The sequence below is a fragment of the Streptomyces sp. WAC03905 genome (genome assembly GCF_057371075.1).
Window position 1 is genome coordinate 1,931,082 of record NZ_JBXYDZ010000003.1, and the last position, 16,800, is coordinate 1,947,881.

The 16,800-nt window shown below is 72.3% G+C and carries 15 protein-coding genes; 11 read left to right on the top strand and 4 right to left on the bottom strand.

Annotation, left to right across the window (positions count from 1 at the left end; genetic code table 11):
- Positions 1-57 precede the first annotated feature (57 nt).
- Positions 58-2,772 (bottom strand): aconitate hydratase AcnA, encoded by a 2,715-nt coding sequence (acnA, locus tag AC2RP6_RS11270; RefSeq protein WP_486446107.1) that lies wholly within the window; start codon positions 2,770-2,772, stop codon positions 58-60.
- A 397-nt stretch (positions 2,773-3,169) separates the two neighbouring features.
- On the opposite strand from acnA, the gene AC2RP6_RS11275 reads away from it, so the two are divergent.
- From AC2RP6_RS11275 to AC2RP6_RS11320, 10 genes are all read left to right on the top strand, one after another.
- Positions 3,170-4,117: a transglutaminase domain-containing protein gene (locus AC2RP6_RS11275; protein ID WP_486446108.1), complete on the top strand. Its 948-nt coding sequence runs from the start codon at positions 3,170-3,172 to the stop codon at positions 4,115-4,117.
- 590 nt (positions 4,118-4,707) lie between these two features.
- The gene (locus AC2RP6_RS11280; protein ID WP_030651535.1) at positions 4,708-6,237 is read left to right on the top strand and encodes a helix-turn-helix domain-containing protein; all 1,530 of its coding nucleotides are present in this window, start codon (positions 4,708-4,710) and stop codon (positions 6,235-6,237) included.
- A 252-nt stretch (positions 6,238-6,489) separates the two neighbouring features.
- A complete protein-coding gene (locus AC2RP6_RS11285; RefSeq protein WP_486446109.1) occupies positions 6,490-7,005 on the top strand; it encodes a hypothetical protein in 516 nt (171 codons plus the stop codon).
- A gap of 78 nt (positions 7,006-7,083) precedes the next feature.
- On the top strand, positions 7,084-7,245 hold the full coding sequence (locus AC2RP6_RS11290; RefSeq protein WP_486446110.1) for a hypothetical protein: 162 nt from the start codon (positions 7,084-7,086) through the stop codon (positions 7,243-7,245).
- 477 nt (positions 7,246-7,722) lie between these two features.
- On the top strand, positions 7,723-8,592 hold the full coding sequence (locus AC2RP6_RS11295; protein WP_486446111.1) for an AraC family transcriptional regulator: 870 nt from the start codon (positions 7,723-7,725) through the stop codon (positions 8,590-8,592).
- 70 nt (positions 8,593-8,662) lie between these two features.
- Positions 8,663-9,130, top strand: a complete 468-nt coding sequence (locus tag AC2RP6_RS11300) for a hypothetical protein (protein ID WP_486446112.1) — start codon at positions 8,663-8,665, stop codon at positions 9,128-9,130.
- Positions 9,131-9,201: 71 nt separating this feature from the next.
- A complete protein-coding gene (locus tag AC2RP6_RS11305) occupies positions 9,202-9,723 on the top strand; it encodes a GNAT family N-acetyltransferase (RefSeq protein WP_486446113.1) in 522 nt (173 codons plus the stop codon).
- Between the two features lie 4 nt (positions 9,724-9,727).
- Positions 9,728-10,138: an Imm7 family immunity protein gene (locus AC2RP6_RS11310; RefSeq protein WP_486446114.1), complete on the top strand. Its 411-nt coding sequence runs from the start codon at positions 9,728-9,730 to the stop codon at positions 10,136-10,138.
- 91 nt (positions 10,139-10,229) lie between these two features.
- A complete protein-coding gene (locus tag AC2RP6_RS11315; protein WP_486446115.1) occupies positions 10,230-11,618 on the top strand; it encodes a cytochrome P450 in 1,389 nt (462 codons plus the stop codon).
- A gap of 84 nt (positions 11,619-11,702) precedes the next feature.
- Positions 11,703-12,215 carry an FBP domain-containing protein gene (locus AC2RP6_RS11320; protein WP_486446116.1) on the top strand — a complete coding sequence of 171 codons (513 nt, stop codon included), beginning with the start codon at positions 11,703-11,705 and terminating at the stop codon, positions 12,213-12,215.
- A 47-nt stretch (positions 12,216-12,262) separates the two neighbouring features.
- Here the strand turns inward: AC2RP6_RS11320 and AC2RP6_RS11325 are convergent, their stop codons facing one another.
- Positions 12,263-13,816, bottom strand: coding sequence for an MFS transporter (locus AC2RP6_RS11325; RefSeq protein WP_486446117.1), 1,554 nt, complete (start codon positions 13,814-13,816; stop codon positions 12,263-12,265).
- Between the two features lie 83 nt (positions 13,817-13,899).
- Between AC2RP6_RS11325 and AC2RP6_RS11330 the strand changes: the two genes are divergently transcribed.
- The gene (locus tag AC2RP6_RS11330) at positions 13,900-15,957 is read left to right on the top strand and encodes a S9 family peptidase (protein WP_486446118.1); all 2,058 of its coding nucleotides are present in this window, start codon (positions 13,900-13,902) and stop codon (positions 15,955-15,957) included.
- Positions 15,958-16,015: 58 nt separating this feature from the next.
- Here the strand turns inward: AC2RP6_RS11330 and AC2RP6_RS11335 are convergent, their stop codons facing one another.
- Complete coding sequence (locus AC2RP6_RS11335; RefSeq protein ID WP_486446119.1) at positions 16,016-16,309, bottom strand: hypothetical protein; 294 nt, start codon at positions 16,307-16,309, stop codon at positions 16,016-16,018.
- Between the two features lie 23 nt (positions 16,310-16,332).
- The gene (locus AC2RP6_RS11340) at positions 16,333-16,704 is read right to left on the bottom strand and encodes a hypothetical protein (protein ID WP_486446120.1); all 372 of its coding nucleotides are present in this window, start codon (positions 16,702-16,704) and stop codon (positions 16,333-16,335) included.
- Positions 16,705-16,800: the final 96 nt, after the last annotated feature.

Genomic DNA, 16,800 nt, shown 5'->3' on the forward strand with positions numbered 1-16,800 from the left:
ACGGGGGTACGGCCCTATGGTGCCGACAGACGGCGGATCGCTCCGCCTGGCGCGCCCTTAGCCGCGGATGAGGTTCCGCAGGACGTACTGCATGATGCCGCCGTTGCGGTAGTAGTCCGCCTCACCCGGCGTGTCGATGCGGACGACCGCGTCGAACTCCACACCGGTGTCGGTGGTGACCTTGACGGTGCGCGGGGTGGTGCCGTTGTTCAGCTCCTCCACACCGGTGAAGGAGAAGGTCTCCTCGCCGGTGAGGCCCAGGGAGGCCGCGGAGGCGCCCTCGGGGAACTGCAGGGGCAGGACGCCCATGCCGATCAGGTTGGAGCGGTGGATGCGCTCGTAGGACTCGGCGATGACGGCCTTCACGCCGAGCAGCGCGGTGCCCTTGGCGGCCCAGTCGCGGGACGAGCCGGAGCCGTACTCCTTGCCGGCCAGGATGACCAGCGGGATGCCGGCGGCCTGGTAGTTCTGCGAGGCGTCGTAGATGAAGGAGACCGGACCGCCCTCGAGGGTGAAGTCGCGGGTGAAGCCGCCCTCGGTGCCCGGCGCGATCTGGTTGCGCAGGCGGATGTTGGCGAAGGTGCCGCGGATCATGACCTCGTGGTTGCCGCGGCGGGAACCGTACGAGTTGAAGTCGCGGCGCTCGACGCCGTGCTCGGTGAGGTACTTGCCGGCCGGGGTGTCGGCCTTGATCGCACCCGCCGGGGAGATGTGGTCGGTGGTGACCGAGTCGCCCAGCTTCGCCAGCACGCGCGCGCCGGCGATGTCGGAGACCGGGGTGGTCTCCATCGTCATGCCCTCGAAGTAGGGGGGCTTGCGCACGTAGGTGGACTGCGGGTCCCACTCGAAGGTGTTGCCGGTCGGGATCGACAGCGCCTGCCACTGGGCGTCGCCCGCGAAGACGTCGCTGTAGGACTTGCTGAACATGTCCTCGCCGATGGCGTTCGCCACGACGTCGTTGACCTCGGCCTCGGAGGGCCAGATGTCCGCGAGGAAGACCGGCTTGCCGTCGGTGTCGGTGCCGATGGCGTCCTTGGTGATGTCCACCTTCATGGAGCCCGCGATGGCGTACGCGACGACCAGCGGCGGGGAGGCCAGGTAGTTCATCTTGACGTCGGGGTTGATGCGGCCCTCGAAGTTGCGGTTGCCCGAGAGCACCGAGGTGACGGCGAGGTCGGCCTCGTTGATCGCCTTCGAGATCTCCTCGTCCAGCGGACCGGAGTTGCCGATGCAGGTGGTGCAGCCGTAGCCGACCAGGTTGAAGCCCAGCTTGTCCAGGTACGGGGTCAGGCCGGCCTTGTCGAAGTAGTCGGTGACGACCTTCGAACCCGGGGCGAGGGTGGTCTTGACCCACGGCTTGCGGGTCAGGCCCTTCTCGGCCGCCTTCTTGGCCACGAGCGCCGCGGCGACCATGACGTAGGGGTTCGAGGTGTTGGTGCAGGAGGTGATCGCGGCGACGGTGACGGCGCCGTGGTCGATCTCGAAGGAGGTGCCGTCGGCCAGGGTCACCAGGGTGGGCTTGGTGGGCACACCGTTGGAGGACGCCGGGGCGTCGGACGCCGGGAAGGACTCCTTGCCGGCCTCCTCGTCGTCGCTGACGTAGTTGCGTACGTCCACGGCGAACTGCTCGGCGGCGTTGGCGAGGACGATGCGGTCCTGCGGGCGCTTCGGGCCGGCGATGGAGGGGACGACCGTGGAGAGGTCGAGCTCCAGCTTCTCGGAGAAGTCCGGCTCGGCGGCCGGGTCCAGCCACAGCCCCTGCTCCTTGGCGTACGCCTCGACGAGCGCGACCTGCTGCTCGGAGCGGCCGGTGAGGCGGAGGTACTTCAGGGTCTCGCCGTCGATCGGGAAGGTCGCGGCGGTGGAGCCGAACTCCGGCGACATGTTGCCGATGGTGGCGCGGTTCGCGAGGGAGGTGGCGGCGACGCCCTCACCGTAGAACTCGACGAACTTGCCGACGACACCGTGCTTGCGCAGCATCTCGGTGATGGTCAGCACCAGGTCGGTGGCGGTGGTGCCGGTGGGCAGCTCGCCGGTCAGCTTGAAGCCGACGACGCGCGGGATCAGCATCGAGACCGGCTGGCCGAGCATCGCGGCCTCGGCCTCGATGCCGCCGACGCCCCAGCCCAGCACGCCGAGGCCGTTGACCATGGTGGTGTGCGAGTCGGTGCCGACGAGGGTGTCGGGGTACGCCTGGCCGTTACGGACCATGACCGTGCGGGCCAGGTGCTCGATGTTGACCTGGTGGACGATGCCGGTGCCCGGGGGGACGACCTTGAAGTCGTCGAAGGCGGTCTGGCCCCAGCGCAGGAACTGGTAGCGCTCCTTGTTGCGGCCGTACTCCAGCTCGACGTTCTGCGCGAAGGCGTCCTTCGTGCCGAACTTGTCGGCGATGACCGAGTGGTCGATGACCATCTCGGCGGGCGAGAGCGGGTTGATCTTGGCCGGGTCGCCGCCGAGGGCCTTCACGGCCTCGCGCATCGTGGCGAGGTCCACGACGCAGGGGACGCCGGTGAAGTCCTGCATGATCACGCGGGCCGGCGTGAACTGGATCTCCTGGCTGGGCTGGGCCTGGGAGTCCCAGCCACCGAGCGCCCGGATGTGGTCGGCGGTGATGTTCGCGCCGTCCTCGGTGCGGAGCAGGTTCTCCAGCAGCACCTTCAGGCTGTAGGGCAGACGGGCGGAGCCCTCGACCTTGTCCAGCCGGAAGATCTCGTACGACTCGTCGCCCACCTGCAGCGTGCTGCGGGCGTCGAAGCTGTTCGCCGACACGACAGTCTCCTTCATGCATGAATTCGCGCGTTTACCGCATCCTGCCGCCACGCCCCTTGGCCAATCCGCTAAGGTAAGGCTAAGTTAGGTAACCCTTACCAGCGGGGGCGGCTGCGGTACGCCTTCGGCAGATATCTCGATGTCGAGATAACTCTAGTACATGTCCGGGTGCGACGACGAGGCACGCACCCGCGCCCGGTGGGGCGAGGGGCGGGGAGGGCGCTTCGGCATGCCCCGGTCCGGCGCCCGATCCGGGTCTGAGGGCGGGCCCGAGGCGGGCCTGATTTGAGCCCGGGGCCGGCCCGACTCGGACGCGATGCACCATTGAACGTGTTCAGATTCTCTGTCAGGATGCCTCCAGCCCTCCGGGGGAGGGCCTGACGAGAGGACGCCGTCCATGACGAGCTCACTGCTCATGCCGTGGGGCCGGACCCGTACGACTCGCGCGGGCGACGGGGGGCCGTCCGGCGGAACGGCGTCCGGCGGGATGTCCGGCGGGGCGGTGCGGGAGGGGAGTACCGCCCCGACCCGGATCCTGGACTGGAGGGACCCCCGGGTCACCGCGGTGGTGCGCGAGCTGGGCGGGACTGCGGCGGCCGGGGCGGGGGCGGCGGGGCCTGCGGGGCCGGCAGGGTCGGCGGCGGGGGCGGGGTCGGCGGTGGCGGGGTTGGCGGGGGCGGGGTCGGCGGTGGCGGGGTCGGCGGACCTCGCGCGGCAGATCGAGCGCCTGCACCGGGCCCACACCTGGATCTCCGGAGCCGTCCGGCCGGTGTACTCCGTGCAGGACGAGCGGCCCGTCTCGGAGGTGCTCCGCCGGGGCCGGGGATCGTGCAGCCAGCGGCCGGCGGTGCTGGAGGCGGTGGCGCGTGCCCACGGCGTGCCCACGCGGGTGCGCGGCCTGCTGGTGGACGGCTCGTTCTGGTACCCGCGGTTCCCGCGGCTGCGCCGGATGGTCCCGGAGCAGGTACTGCTGGCCTGGCCGGAGTTCCGGCTCGGCGGCCCGGCGGAGGCGGCCGGGGCTCCCCCGACCTGGCTGACGGTGTCGGAACTCCTCGGCGGGCTGCGCCCGGTGGCCGCGGCGCAGGGCGGGGGTTTCACCAACGCCGGCCCGGAGACCCTCTTCGAGGCGCTGTCGCGGACGGCGATCGACTGGGACGCCGCGCCGGCCACCTGTCCGAGCGCGCGTCCGGGGGCGGGGCCCGGGTGCGACCTGTCGGCGTACGTCCTGTCCGACCTCGGCCACTACGACTCGCGCGACGAACTCTTCGCCCGGCACGGCCAGACGCTGTGCGGCCTGGCCCGGCTGGTGGCGGAACCGGTCCTGGGGCGCCGCGGCGCGGCGTAGCGCGGCCGCCGGCGAGGAGCGGTCAAGCACGGGCCGTGGGACGCCGGGTCGGGAGCCCGACGGCCGGCCCGGCACGGTTCGCGGGCTGCCGCCGCCGAACACCCTGACCCCCGGGCCTGCCCTGCACCACCCACACGGCACATCTCACCTCGAACCGGACACGGGGGTCGGGCGGGCACCGAGGACGGCCCCGGCCCACCGGGCGCGACGACGGGCCGAAGGCGGTTGCGCCACCCCACCCCCGACCGCCCGACATCCCCGGCCGCCGAAGCGGCCCACGCCACCGACGTCGGGCCGGGGCGCGGGGGCCCGTTCCCGTACGCCGACGCACACCACGCAAACCGCCGACCACTTGACGACCAAGAGGCGAAACCGGGGCAGAATGCGGCAAGAGGAACTTCGCGGGCGCGGGCTCCCCGGAGGCGTCCAGACCGGCGTTCCGGGGCGCGTCGGGCGCCGTACGAACGGCGGCACAGACGGGCGACCTGACGGTCAGTAACACGCTTGAGCGAGCGGCGACACGCCGTACGACACACCCATATGCCCCACCCGACGCAGGAGTCATCTCATATCTGAGATACGGTGCCCCCATGGCAGACGACTACCTCGTACGCATCGGCAAGCTCATCCGTGACGCCCGTCAGCACCGGGGCTGGACACAGAGTCAGCTCGCCGACGCCCTCGGCACGAGCCAGAGCGCAGTGAACCGGATCGAACGCGGCAACCAGAACATCAGCCTTGAGATGATCGCCCGAATCGGTGAAGCCCTCGACAGCGAGATCGTCTCCCTGGGCTACGCCGGCCCGATGCACCTGCGCGTAGTCGGCGGCCGTCGGCTGTCCGGCGCCATCGACGTCAAGACGAGCAAGAACGCCTGCGTCGCCCTGCTCTGCGCCTCGCTGCTCAACAAGGGCCGTACGGTCCTTCGGCGCGTGGCCCGCATCGAGGAGGTCTACCGCCTCCTGGAGGTCCTGAACTCCATCGGCGTCCGCAGCCGCTGGATCAACGACGGCGTGGACCTGGAACTGGTCCCGCCGGCCCGCCTCGACATGGAGGCCATGGACGCGGACGCGGCCCGCCGGACCCGGAGCATCATCATGTTCCTGGGCCCGCTGCTGCACCGCATGGAGACCTTCCGCCTGCCCTACGCGGGCGGCTGCGACCTCGGTACCCGCACCATCGAGCCGCACATGATCGCCCTGCGCCGCTTCGGCCTGGACATCACCGCGACCGAGGGCATCTACCACGCGAAGGTGGCCGCGGGGGTCTCCCCCGACCGCCCGATCGTACTGACCGAGCGCGGGGACACGGTCACCGAGAACGCGCTACTGGCGGCCGCCCGGCACGACGGCGTCACCGTCATCCGCAACGCCTCCTCCAACTACATGGTCCAGGACCTGTGCTTCTTCCTGGAGGCGCTGGGCGTCAAGGTCGAGGGCGTCGGCACCACCACCCTCACCGTCCACGGCGTACCGAACATCGACGTCGACGTGGACTACTCCCCCTCCGAGGACCCGGTCGAGGCGATGAGCCTGCTGGCCGCCGCGGTCGTCACGGAGTCGGAGCTGACGATCCGCCGGGTACCGATCGAGTTCATGGAGATCGAGCTCGCGGTGCTGGAGGAGATGGGCCTCGACCACGACCGCTCGGCGGAGTACACCGCGGACAACGGCCGCACCCGCCTGGTCGACCTCACCGTCCGCCCCTCGAAACTCGAGGCGCCGATCGACAAGATCCACCCGATGCCCTTCCCCGGGCTGAACATCGACAACGTCCCCTTCTTCGCGGCCATCGCGGCCGTCGCCCAGGGCCAGACCCTGATCCACGACTGGGTGTACGACAACCGCGCCATCTACCTGACGGACCTGAACCGCCTGGGCGGCCGCCTCCAGCTGCTGGACCCCCACCGCGTCCTGGTCGAGGGGCCCACGCGCTGGCGCGCGGCGGAGATGATGTGCCCGCCCGCCCTCCGCCCGGCGGTCGTCGTCCTCCTGGCGATGATGGCAGCCGAGGGCACGTCGGTCCTGCGCAACGTCTACGTGATCAACCGCGGCTACGAAGAACTGGCCGAGCGCCTCAACTCGGTGGGCGCCCAGATCGAGATCTTCCGCGACATCTAGGGAGTCGGGCACTGTCCGACCGTAGACATCATGAGGCTCCGTCACCCGCCACGAAGGGTGTCGGGGCCTCAGTCGTCACGCCGGGCGGGTCCGGCCGGACGGGCATGACGGCCGAGGTGACGGCACCGCCTGCGCCCCGTTCGGTTCCCCTCGTCGTACACCGGCACGAATTTCTGCATTAACCCGTACAAGCTTCAACTTGCCGAGTATGTTCTCGCCATCCCAAGTGCCCCACCGATCCAGGAGCCACCGATGGCCATGCGTCCGCTCGGCAACACGAACAGACCCACGAGGCGCAGCACGCGGTACGGGGGCGCTCTCGCCGCCCTCGCCGCCGTGCTGACGCTCGCCGCGTGCGACCCGGGTGCGAGCAGTGCCGGCGCCGCCGCCCCGAGTGCGAGCGCGAGCGTGACGGTCGCGGTCAGCGCCAGCCCCTCGGCAGCGCCCACCACCGCGAGTCCGAGCGCCAGCCCCACCCCGAGCGCCGACCCCACCACCGCCGCGCCGCCCACGACGCAGGCCCCCGCCGCCACCAAGGCCGCCCCCGCCCCTCCCGCTCCGACGCGCACCCGTACGACGGCCCCGGCCCCGGAGCCCACCAAGGCCCAGGAGGACAGCTCCTGTTACCCGCTCTCCAACGCCGGCAACTGCTACAAGGCGGGGCAGATATGCAGGAAGGCCGACATCGGCAGCTCCGGACGCGACGCCAACGGCCGCGCGATCCACTGCCGCAAGGACAGCGGCGTCGGTCAGCGCTGGGGCTACTGAAACGTTCCCGCTCGCGGAGCCGCGGGCACGGCCCAACGCGCCGCGGAAGGCGCAGGTCACTGCGGCTAGAGTCGGGGCATGGGGGATTTCGCGAGCAGGGGCCGCACGGTGCTGTGCAAGTGGTGCAACCGGCAGCTGCCACAGGAACGGCGCTGGTTCCCGCGCCGGTACTGCAACCGCCGGCACAAGTGGAAGCACCGCATCACGGAAACGGTCGGCGGCATCCTCGACAGCTCCTGACGGTCCCGGGCGGCCGGAGGCGGGCCGCTGGGCGACCGGCACGTCGGCGGGCGGCCGCAGCGGATCCTGGTGACGGCCTTCGCCGGCGCAGCGGTCGCCACCGGCACCCTGCTGCTGTGGCTCTGCGGCGCGCCACGCGCGCTGATCGCGCCGGTCGCGCTGATCGCGGCGATGCTGGTCACCCCGGCGGCCCCACCGCCGTGGCCCCGCCTGGAAGATCAGCGTGCGCGCGGGCGTGGCCTCCGGAAGCGTGGCCCTGCTCGTCTCTGCCTACGGCCCCTGGTTGCTCCTCGCCTCCCCCGTGGTCGCGCGCGGGTCGGCTGGTCCGGGTACGGGCTCGGCGCGGCGGCCGCGTTCGGGCTGCTCCGCCACTGAGCCCGGCGGGGATCCGCCGCGGCCGGTCTGATCGGACCGGTTCGCAGCGGTCGGGCGCGGGCGGGGTGTCCGCTGCCAGGGTTGGAGTCGAAAGGAGGCCTCGTGATCTCGGCACTCAACCAGCTCGTCGACCTCGTCGAGGAGCACCTCGCGGAGGATCCCGATGTCCGCGGACTGGCGGGGACGCTCGGCACCACCGAGTACCACCTGCGCCGGATGTTCTCGTCGCTGGCCGGCATGCCGCTGTCGGAGTACGTACGCCGGCGGCGCATGACCGTCGCCGCCGCGGACGTCGTCCGGGGGGAGTCGGACCTGCTGGGCATCGCGGTCCGGTACGGGTACGGCTCGGGTGAGGCGTTCGGACGGGCGTTCCGGGCGGTCCACGGCGCCGGGCCCGGTGACGTACGCCGCGACGGAGGCCCCTTGCGCACACAACCGCAGCTCAGGTTCCGCCTGACCGTCGAAGGGAGCGTCCCCATGGACACCCGCCTCGTCAACCGCCCCGCGTTCCGCCTCGTCGGACACGCCGCCCGGGTCCCGCTCATCCACCAGGGCGTCAACCCGCACATCCAGCAGCACATCGCCGCGCTGCCGCCGCAAGAGCACCTGCGGCTGAAGGCCCTCGGGGACACCGAGCCTCGGGGCCTGCTGCAGGTCTCCGACGACGTCGACCCCGACAGCGCGGAGGGCAGCGAACTGACCTACCTCCACGGGGTCGCCCTCGACCGGGACACGCCGTCCCCGGACGGCCTCGACGCCATCGAGGTGCCGGAGGGGATGTGGGCGGTCTTCCGTACCAGCGGGCCGCATCCGCAGGCTCTGCAGACGACCTGGGCGGCGACCGCCACCGAATGGTTCCCCTCCAACCCGTGGCGGCTGCGACCGGGCCCCTCGATCGTGGCCACCCTCGACCGGGCGGCCGACTTCAGCACCGCGACCTGCGAGCTGTGGCTGCCCGTCGAGCCCGCATGACACCCGCGACACCAGCGGTGTCCCATCGCCGTTCGCCCATCACCGTCCGAGCAGTCGGGGGAGCCCAGCCATGAGTGACGACGTCCTGTCGATCATTCCGACCGATCCGGGGTGGCAGCCCGACCGCGCTGCCGCCGACCGCGCCGTCGTCCTGGTCGAACAGCTGGCCCCGGGCAGCACGGACGGGGTGGACGTGGAGATCGAACCGACATGGCACGACGCGGTGACCGCCGTCGACTGCGGTGGGAACCTGGAGAGGATCGGCTGTCCGCTGTGCCGGGCGTCGATCGACACCGAGTGGTGGGAAGACCTGCTCGACGCCCACGGTGACGGCGGTTTCACCACCCTGGCGACCGAGACGCCGTGCTGCGGCGGGACGACCACCCTGGACGCACTGGATTATCACTGGCCGTGCGGGTTCGCCCGGTTCGAGATCGCTGTCTGGAATCCCGGGCGGGCCTGGTTCGACGACGCCGAGCTGGCCGCCGTCGCCGAGGCCCTCGGCCATCCGGTGCGGCAGATCCGGGCGCGCATCTGAAGCGCCCGGCCGGGGGCGGCGGACGGTGGTAACCGGTGGTCCGGCGGGAAGGCCTGGCCTACCGTGGCGCGATGGTTCGTGTGCGCGTGCGTGAGATGAACGGGGCCGACGTCGAGGCCGTTTCGGCGATCCGGGTCCGGGGGTGGCAGGCGGCGTACGCCGGCATCGTGCCCTCCTCCTACCTGGAGGCGATGACCGTCCAGGACGACGCCGCCCGGCGGCGGGAGTGGTTCTCCCGCCCCGGGCGGGAGTCGCGGGACCTCGTGGCGTTCGGCGACCGGGGCCCGGTGGGGTGGATCTGCTTCGGGCCGGTCCGGAGCCGCCTGCCGGGCGCGGGGCGGGTGGGCGAGGTCTACGCGCTGTACGTCGCGCCGGACCTGATCGGTACGGGCATCGGCCGCGGCCTCCTCGGCGAGGCGCACGCGGCGATGGGCGACCAGGGCTTCACGACGTCGGCCCTGTGGGTGCTCCGGGACAACGAGCGGGCCCGGCGCTTCTACGAACGGGCCGGCTACCAGGCCGACGGCGCGGCCCAGGACGACGTCTACGACGGCGTCATCCTCTCCGAACTCCGCTACGTGCGCGGGCTGTGACGACGTGTTCGAGTACCACGGCTGGATCAACGTCCAGGAGAGCGCCGCCGCCGACGACACCCTGGGCAGTGACGGCCTCCGGCGGATCGCCGGGGCCGTCGCCGCCCGGACCGCGGAGATCGCCGGTCCCGGTCTGCTCGACCTGCGGTGGATGAACGGCGAGCTGTTCCTGCACCTCGGCGGTTTCCGCAACCACCGCGACCCGGAGGTCCTGGCGTTCTTCGGCGAGGTCGGCCGCCTGGCGCCCGGTTCGTACGGGGTGATGCACGTGCGCGACGACGAGGACCCCGGCCGCGAGAACGAGGTCCGTGTCCTGCGCATGGTCCGCGGCCGGGTCACCGACGGCACGGAGGCGGCCCTGTCGCCCTGTATCCCGGTGCTGGAGGACCCCTACGGCGGACAGGACGGTCCGTGATCACCGGTTGGGGCGAAGGTCTCGCCACGGGGCGGGGCGGGCGGCAGAATCGGGCTCCGGCAGAGGCGAGGGGACGGGCATCGGCATGGCAATGGGCAGGAACGCAGGCGTCGTCGACACGGGTGCGGAGGTTCCCCTGTTTCCCGGGGCGCCGCTGCTCGGATCGCTCCAGGACCTGAAGACGGACTCCCTCGGCACCTTCCTGCGGGCCCGGCAGCAGCGCGGTGACGTCGTGCGGGTCTCGGCCGGGCCGCCCGGGCTGCGGGCGGACCTGTACTGCGTGTTCTCCCCCGAGGGCGTGCAGCAGGTGCTCGCCTCCGAGGCGGCCAACTTCCGCAAGGACAACGCCTTCTACCAGGAGGTCCGGGAGTCCTTCGGCAACGGACTGCTGACCAGCCAGGACGAGGACTACCTGCGCCAGCGCCGGCTCGTGCAGCCGCTGTTCACCCGGCGACGGGTGGACGGGTACGCCGGGGCCGTCGCCGCCGAGACCGCGGTGGCCGTCACCGCCTGGGAGGAGGCCCTGGACGGCGTCGTCGACGTCTCCGCCGAAATGACGCACCTCGCGCTGCGGGCGGTCGCCCGGATCCTCTTCGGCACCGACGTGGAGGCCACCGCCGACGTCGTGGCCCGCTGCTTCCCGGTCATCACGGAGTACGTGCTGCGCCGCGGGTACTCCCCCGCGAACATCCCGCGCAACTGGCCCACCCCGGGCAACAGGCGGGCGGCCGCCGCGCTGGACGAGCTGTACGGGGTCTGCGACCGGATCGTGGGACAGCGGCGGCGGGCCGACGCGGACGCCTCCGGCCAGGACCTGCTCACGCTGCTGGCCGCCGCCCGCAGCTCGGACGACGGGGAGTTCGACGCCGCGGAGCTCCGCGACCAGGTGCTGATCTTCCTGCTCGCCGGGCACGAGACGACCGCCACGTCCCTCTGCTTCGCGCTGCACCTGCTGGCCCGCCACCCCGAGCAGCAGGACCTGGCCCGCGAGGAGATCCGCCGCGTCCTGGGCGCGCGGCAGCCGGAGGCCTCCGACCTGGAGCGGCTCCCGTACCTCTCCCAGGTGATCAAGGAGGCGATGCGGTTGTACCCGGCCGCGCCGGTCATCGGCCGCAAGGCCGTCGCCGCCACCCGGATCGGCGGGCACACCGTCCCCGCGGGCGCGGACGTGATCCTCGCTCCGTGGGTGACGCACCGCCGTCCGGAGCACTGGCCGGACCCGGACCGTTTCGATCCGGACCGCTTCACCCCCGAGGCGGAGGCGGGGCGGCCGCGCTACGCGTGGTTCCCGTTCGGCGGCGGGCCGCGCGCCTGCATCGGGCAGCACTTCTCGATGCTGGAGTCGGTCGTCGCGCTCGCGATGATCCTCCGGGCGTACGCGTTCGAGCCGGTGGACACCGAGGTCCCGGTCAGCGCGGGCATCACCCTGCGCACGGAGGGCCCGGCCCGCTGCCGGATCCGCCGCCTGGACACTCCGTAGCCCACCCCGCAGAGCCCCCGGCAGGGAGCGCGACCCGGATATTGGTGTGCGGGCCCGGCCGGGTACGGCATAGGGTCGATGCCCGTGGAACCACTCACCGAGAAACAGATCCGTGCATCCTTCGTGAACTGCACCAAGGGCGAGGCGGCGCGCATGCGCCTGCCCCTCGACTTCGCCGAGCTGCCCTGGGAGGACCTGGACTTCCTCGGATGGGTGGACCCGGGTGCGCCGCTGCGGGCCCATCTCGTGCTGCCCCGGGGGGAGGGTCCGCTGGGCATCTCCCTGCGCGTGCCGTCCGTGGGCCGCACCAGCGCGGTGAAGTCCAGCCTGTGCCAGATCTGCCTGACGGGCCACGCCTCCTCCGGGGTGACGCTGCTGGCCGCTCCGCTGGCGGGCGCCCGCGGCCGCGAGGGCAACACGGTCGGCACGTACATCTGCGCGGACCTGGCGTGCTCGCTGTACGTACGCGGCAGGCGTCAGCCGAAGCTGCGCGCCGGCCGGCAGGAAGAGTCGCTGACCGTGGAGGAGCGGCTGGCGCGCATGGAGGGCAATCTGAACGGCTTCGTGGCCCGAGTCACCGGGGTCACGGTGGCCTGACGCCGCCTGCTGACGACCCGGCCTCCAGCACCCGCGGTCGCGGCCGCTCAGATGCGGTCGGTCGCCGGTTTGTGGTTGCCCTGGAGGCGTTCGAGGTCGGAGGGGCGCACCTGGATGACGAACAGCGCGATCGCCGCTCCGACCAGCGTGAAGAGGGCCGCCACGACGAAGGCCGTGCTGATGCCCGAGGTCAGCACCTGGTCGCCCCAGGGCTTCGGGAGCTGCCCGGTGCGTTCGAAGAACGCCCTCTGCACGGGGCCGGCGGTGGCGAGGAAGTCCGGCACCTGTTCCTTGGCCTCGTTGCGGCTGGCCGTGCCGAAGACGGTCACCAGGATCGACAGGCCGAGCGAGCCGCCCACCTGCTGCATCGAGTTCAGCAGTCCGGATGCGGCGCCCGATTCCCGGTCGGTGACGTTCGACAGGGCCATCAGCGTCAGCGAGACGAACTGCAGACCCATGCCGAGGGCGAAGAACAGCATCGGGCCCAGGATGCTGCCGAGGTAGGTGGAATCGACGTTGATCCGGGTCAGCCAGGCCAGTCCGACCGCCGAGGACAGGGCGCCGCAGACCATGAACGGTTTCGGCCCGAGCCTCGGCAGCAGTTTCGCGGTGAGCCCCGCGCCGACCGCGATCACCGCGCTGACCGGCAGGAAGGCGAGGCCGGCCTGGATCGGGCTGAAGCCGAGCACGTTCTGCACGAAGAGGGTCAGGAAGAAGAACATGCCGAAGATCGCGCAGGCGAGCATGAGCATGATCCCGTAGGTCCCGGCCCGGTTGCGGTCGGCGAACATGTGCAGCGGGGTGATCGGCTGCGGCGAGCGCCGCTCGTTGAGGATGAACAGGGTCAGCAGGACCACGGCCAGGCCGAACGAGCCGAGCGTGACCGGGTCGCGCCAGCCTTCCTGGGAGGCCCGGATGAAGCCGTAGACGAGCGCGACCATGCCGACGGTGGACAGGAGCGCGCCCGCGAAGTCGAAGTGTCCGGGGTGGCGTTCGGACTCGTGCAGGACCTTCGCGGCCAGCACGGCGATCACGAGCGCGATGGGGACGTTGACGAAGAGGACCCAGCGCCAGTCGAGCCACTCGACGAGGATGCCGCCCGCGAGGAGCCCGATCGCACCGCCGGCCGCCGAGACGCCGGCGAACACGCCGAACGCCCGGTTGCGGGCCGGGCCTTCGCGGAAGGTGGTGGTGATCAGGGCGAGGGAGGTCGGCGAGGCGATGGCGCCGCCGACGCCCTGGAGGGCCCGGGCGGCCATCAACTGGCCCTCGTTCTGGGAGAGTCCGCCGAGGAGCGAGGCCACGCCGAAGAGCAGGACGCCGAAGATGAAGACGCGTTTGCGGCCGAGGATGTCGCCGGTGCGGCCACCGAGGAGCAGCAGGCCGCCGAAGGCGAGGGTGTAGGCGTTGACGACCCAGGAGAGGCTTTCGGTCGAGAAGTTCAGGGCGCTCTGGATGTGCGGTAGCGCGATGTTCACGATCGTGATGTCGAGAACCACCATGAGTTGGCAGGACGCGATGACGAACAGGGCGAGTCCGTTGCCGCGTCCCGGGGCCGTGCCGTCGGTCCGTGTGCTGCTCGGCGTTGCGTTCGGGTCCACCCTCTCGACGCTAAGCCCGCTCCCCAGGGGTCACCACTCGAACAGCCTAGTGTCAGTGACATTTCACATGTCACACTACGATCATGGATGACTTCCTCAGGCTCTCCGCGAGCACCGCCCGATTCACCCACGGCGCCCCGCGGGCACTGTCCTTCGGGGACGGCGGCCGGCTGCTCTGGTTCCTCCGGTCGAGCGGACCCACCGACGCCTTCGACAGCCTCTGGGTGCTCGACACCGCCTCCGGCGAGGAGATCCGGCTTGCCGATCCGCGCGAGCTGTGTCCCCAGCCGGGCCCGCTCCCCACCGCCGAGCGGCGGCTGCGCGAACGCACCCGGCTCGTCGCCGCCGGGATCGGCTCCTACGCCCTCTCCGGCGACGGGCGCCGCGCCGCCTTCGCCCTGTACGGACGGCTCTACGAGGTCATCGCCGACGGCGCCGGGGCCCCGCGGGAGATCCCCGCCGCCGGCCCCGCCCTGGACCCGCGGCCCAACGCCGACGGCTCGCGCACCGCCTACGTCACCGAGGACGCCCTGTACGTCGCCCCGGGCGGCCGGGTCAGCCCCGACGACGGGGCCCGCTGGGGCCTGGCCGAATTCGCCGCCGCCGAGGAACTGGGCCGCTCACGCGGCCACTGGTGGTCCCCGGACGGAGTCACGCTGCTCGCCGCACGCGTCGACGAATCCGCCCTCCAGCGGCGGTGGTTCGCCGACCCGGCCCACCCCGAGCAGCCGGCCGAGGACTTCGCCTATCCGGAGGCGGGCGGGCCCAACGCCGACGTCCAGCTGTGGGTGCTCGGCGAGACCCGCACCCGGATCGAGTGGGACGCCGTGACCTACCCCTACGTCTCCGACGCCCGCTGGGAGTCGGCCGGGGAGATCCTCCTCACCGTCCAGGACCGGCTCCAGCAGAACGTCGTCCTGCTCTCCGCCGACCCGGCCACCGGCCGTACCCGGGAACTCTCCCGCACCACCCACCCCCTGTGGGTGGACCCCGACGTCACCGGCACGCCCTGCCGGCTCCCCGACGGGCGGATGCTGACCGTCACCGACACCCCGGGCGGCGCGGCGCGCGGCCTCGCCGTGGACGGCGTACCGCTCACCGGGGACGACGTCCAGATCCGCGGCGTGGCCGGCCTCCACGCGGGCCGACTGCTCGTCGAGGCCGCCCTGCGCGACCCGGCCGAACAGCAGGTGCTGCTGCTCGACACCGCCACCGGGCAGGCGACGGCGCTCGCGGACGGCCCCGGCGTCCACAGCGTGACCGCCTCGGCCGGGTACCTGCTGCTGACCTCCGCCGACGCCGACGGCGTCCGCCGCGTCGTACGCACCCCCGACGGGCGGGAGCTGGCGCCCGCGGACCTGTCGCAGCCACTGCCGTACCGGGTCGCCCCGGTCCTGGAACGGGTCACCGAGCACGCCGTCCCCACCGCGCTCGTGCTGCCCCGCGGGCACGTCACCGGCCGCAGGCTCCCCGTCCTGATGGACAGCTACGGCGGCCCCTGCGCCCAGGACGTCACCGCGGACCCGCGCCGCTGGCAGCACCGCCAGTGGTGGGCCGACCAGGGCTTCGCCGTGGTGACCGTCGACAACCGCGGCACCGCGTACGTCTCCCCCGCCCACACCCACGCCATGTACCGCGGCTTCTCCGAGGTCACCCTCGACGACCAGGTCGCGGCGCTGCACGCGCTCGCCGCCCGCCACGGCGACCTCGACCTCGGCCGGGTCGGCATCCGCGGCTGGTCGTACGGCGGCTACCTGTCGGCCATGGCGGTCCTGCGCCGTCCCGACGTCTTCCACGCGGCGGCCGCCGGGGCAGCGCCCACCGACTTCCGGCACTACGACACCGCGTACACCGAGCGGTACCTGGGCCTGCCGCAGGAACACCCCGAGGTCTACGAGCGGGACTCGCTCCTGCCCGACGCCCCGAAGCTGTCCCGGCCGCTGCTGCTGGTCACCGGCCTCGCCGACGACAACGTCCACCCCTCGCACACCCTGCGGCTCTCGCAGGCCCTGACGGACGCGGGCCGCCCGCACGCGCTCCTGGCCCTGCCCGGCGTCACCCACATGACCCCGGGCGGCACCCGCGAGAAGATCATGGCGCTGGAACTGGACTTCTTCCGCCGCGAGCTCGGCCGGGGCTGAGGGGTGTCCCTTCCGGGTCGTGCCGCACCCGCGGCCCCGACCGCCGCCGACGGGGCGGTCAGGGCCGCGGTGCGAACACCATGCGGACCAGCGCGACGAGGACCAGCGCCGCGACCGGCGCGTACCACCAACGCCGCAGCCGACCCGTGTTGACACCGGCCGCCGTCCCCGCGAGGGCCATCAGCTCCACCGTCAGCCCGGGCCCCGCCATCAGCCGCGCGGTGCCCGTCACCGTCCTGTCCCAGGGCCCTTCGGACTCGGTGAGCAGCGCGCTCAGCACGAAGAACCCCGCCAGCACGTGCAGTCCCACCAGCACGGTCGCCCACGCGCCCGTGACCACGTGGGCGAGCATGACTCCCGCTGTCCGCCGCTCAGTCAGGGCCCGCCTCGCGTTGTCGATGTTCGCTCCGAAGCCACGACCGGCCACACCTCGTCCTGGCTGCGCCGGTGGTTCACCGCGATGTTGCCGGCCCACTTCGGGTCGCCCTGAACCTCCTTCCAGGCGATTCCCGCGAGCATGTCGGCCGGCAGGCCCGTGTACGCGGCGGCGTCCCGGATGTGCGCCCGGTTGGCCCGGATCCACTCGCGCCGGTCCTCGTCCGAGTCCGACGGCAGCCACTCGTTCTGGTCCGTGGCGGGCGGGAGTCCGGCCAGCCGGGACCGGAACTCCCGCAGTTTGGGGGACACGGTCTCGCCGTCGACGTTCGCGGCGATGCCGTCGACGCGGGGACCGCCGCCGGGCAGCACGGCGTTGGGGTCGTGCGCCGCGACGGCCTCGGCGTAGTCGACGAGCGCCGCGTGGACGGTGCGGAAGGTGCCCGACAGCGCGGTGGCCGGCTTCTC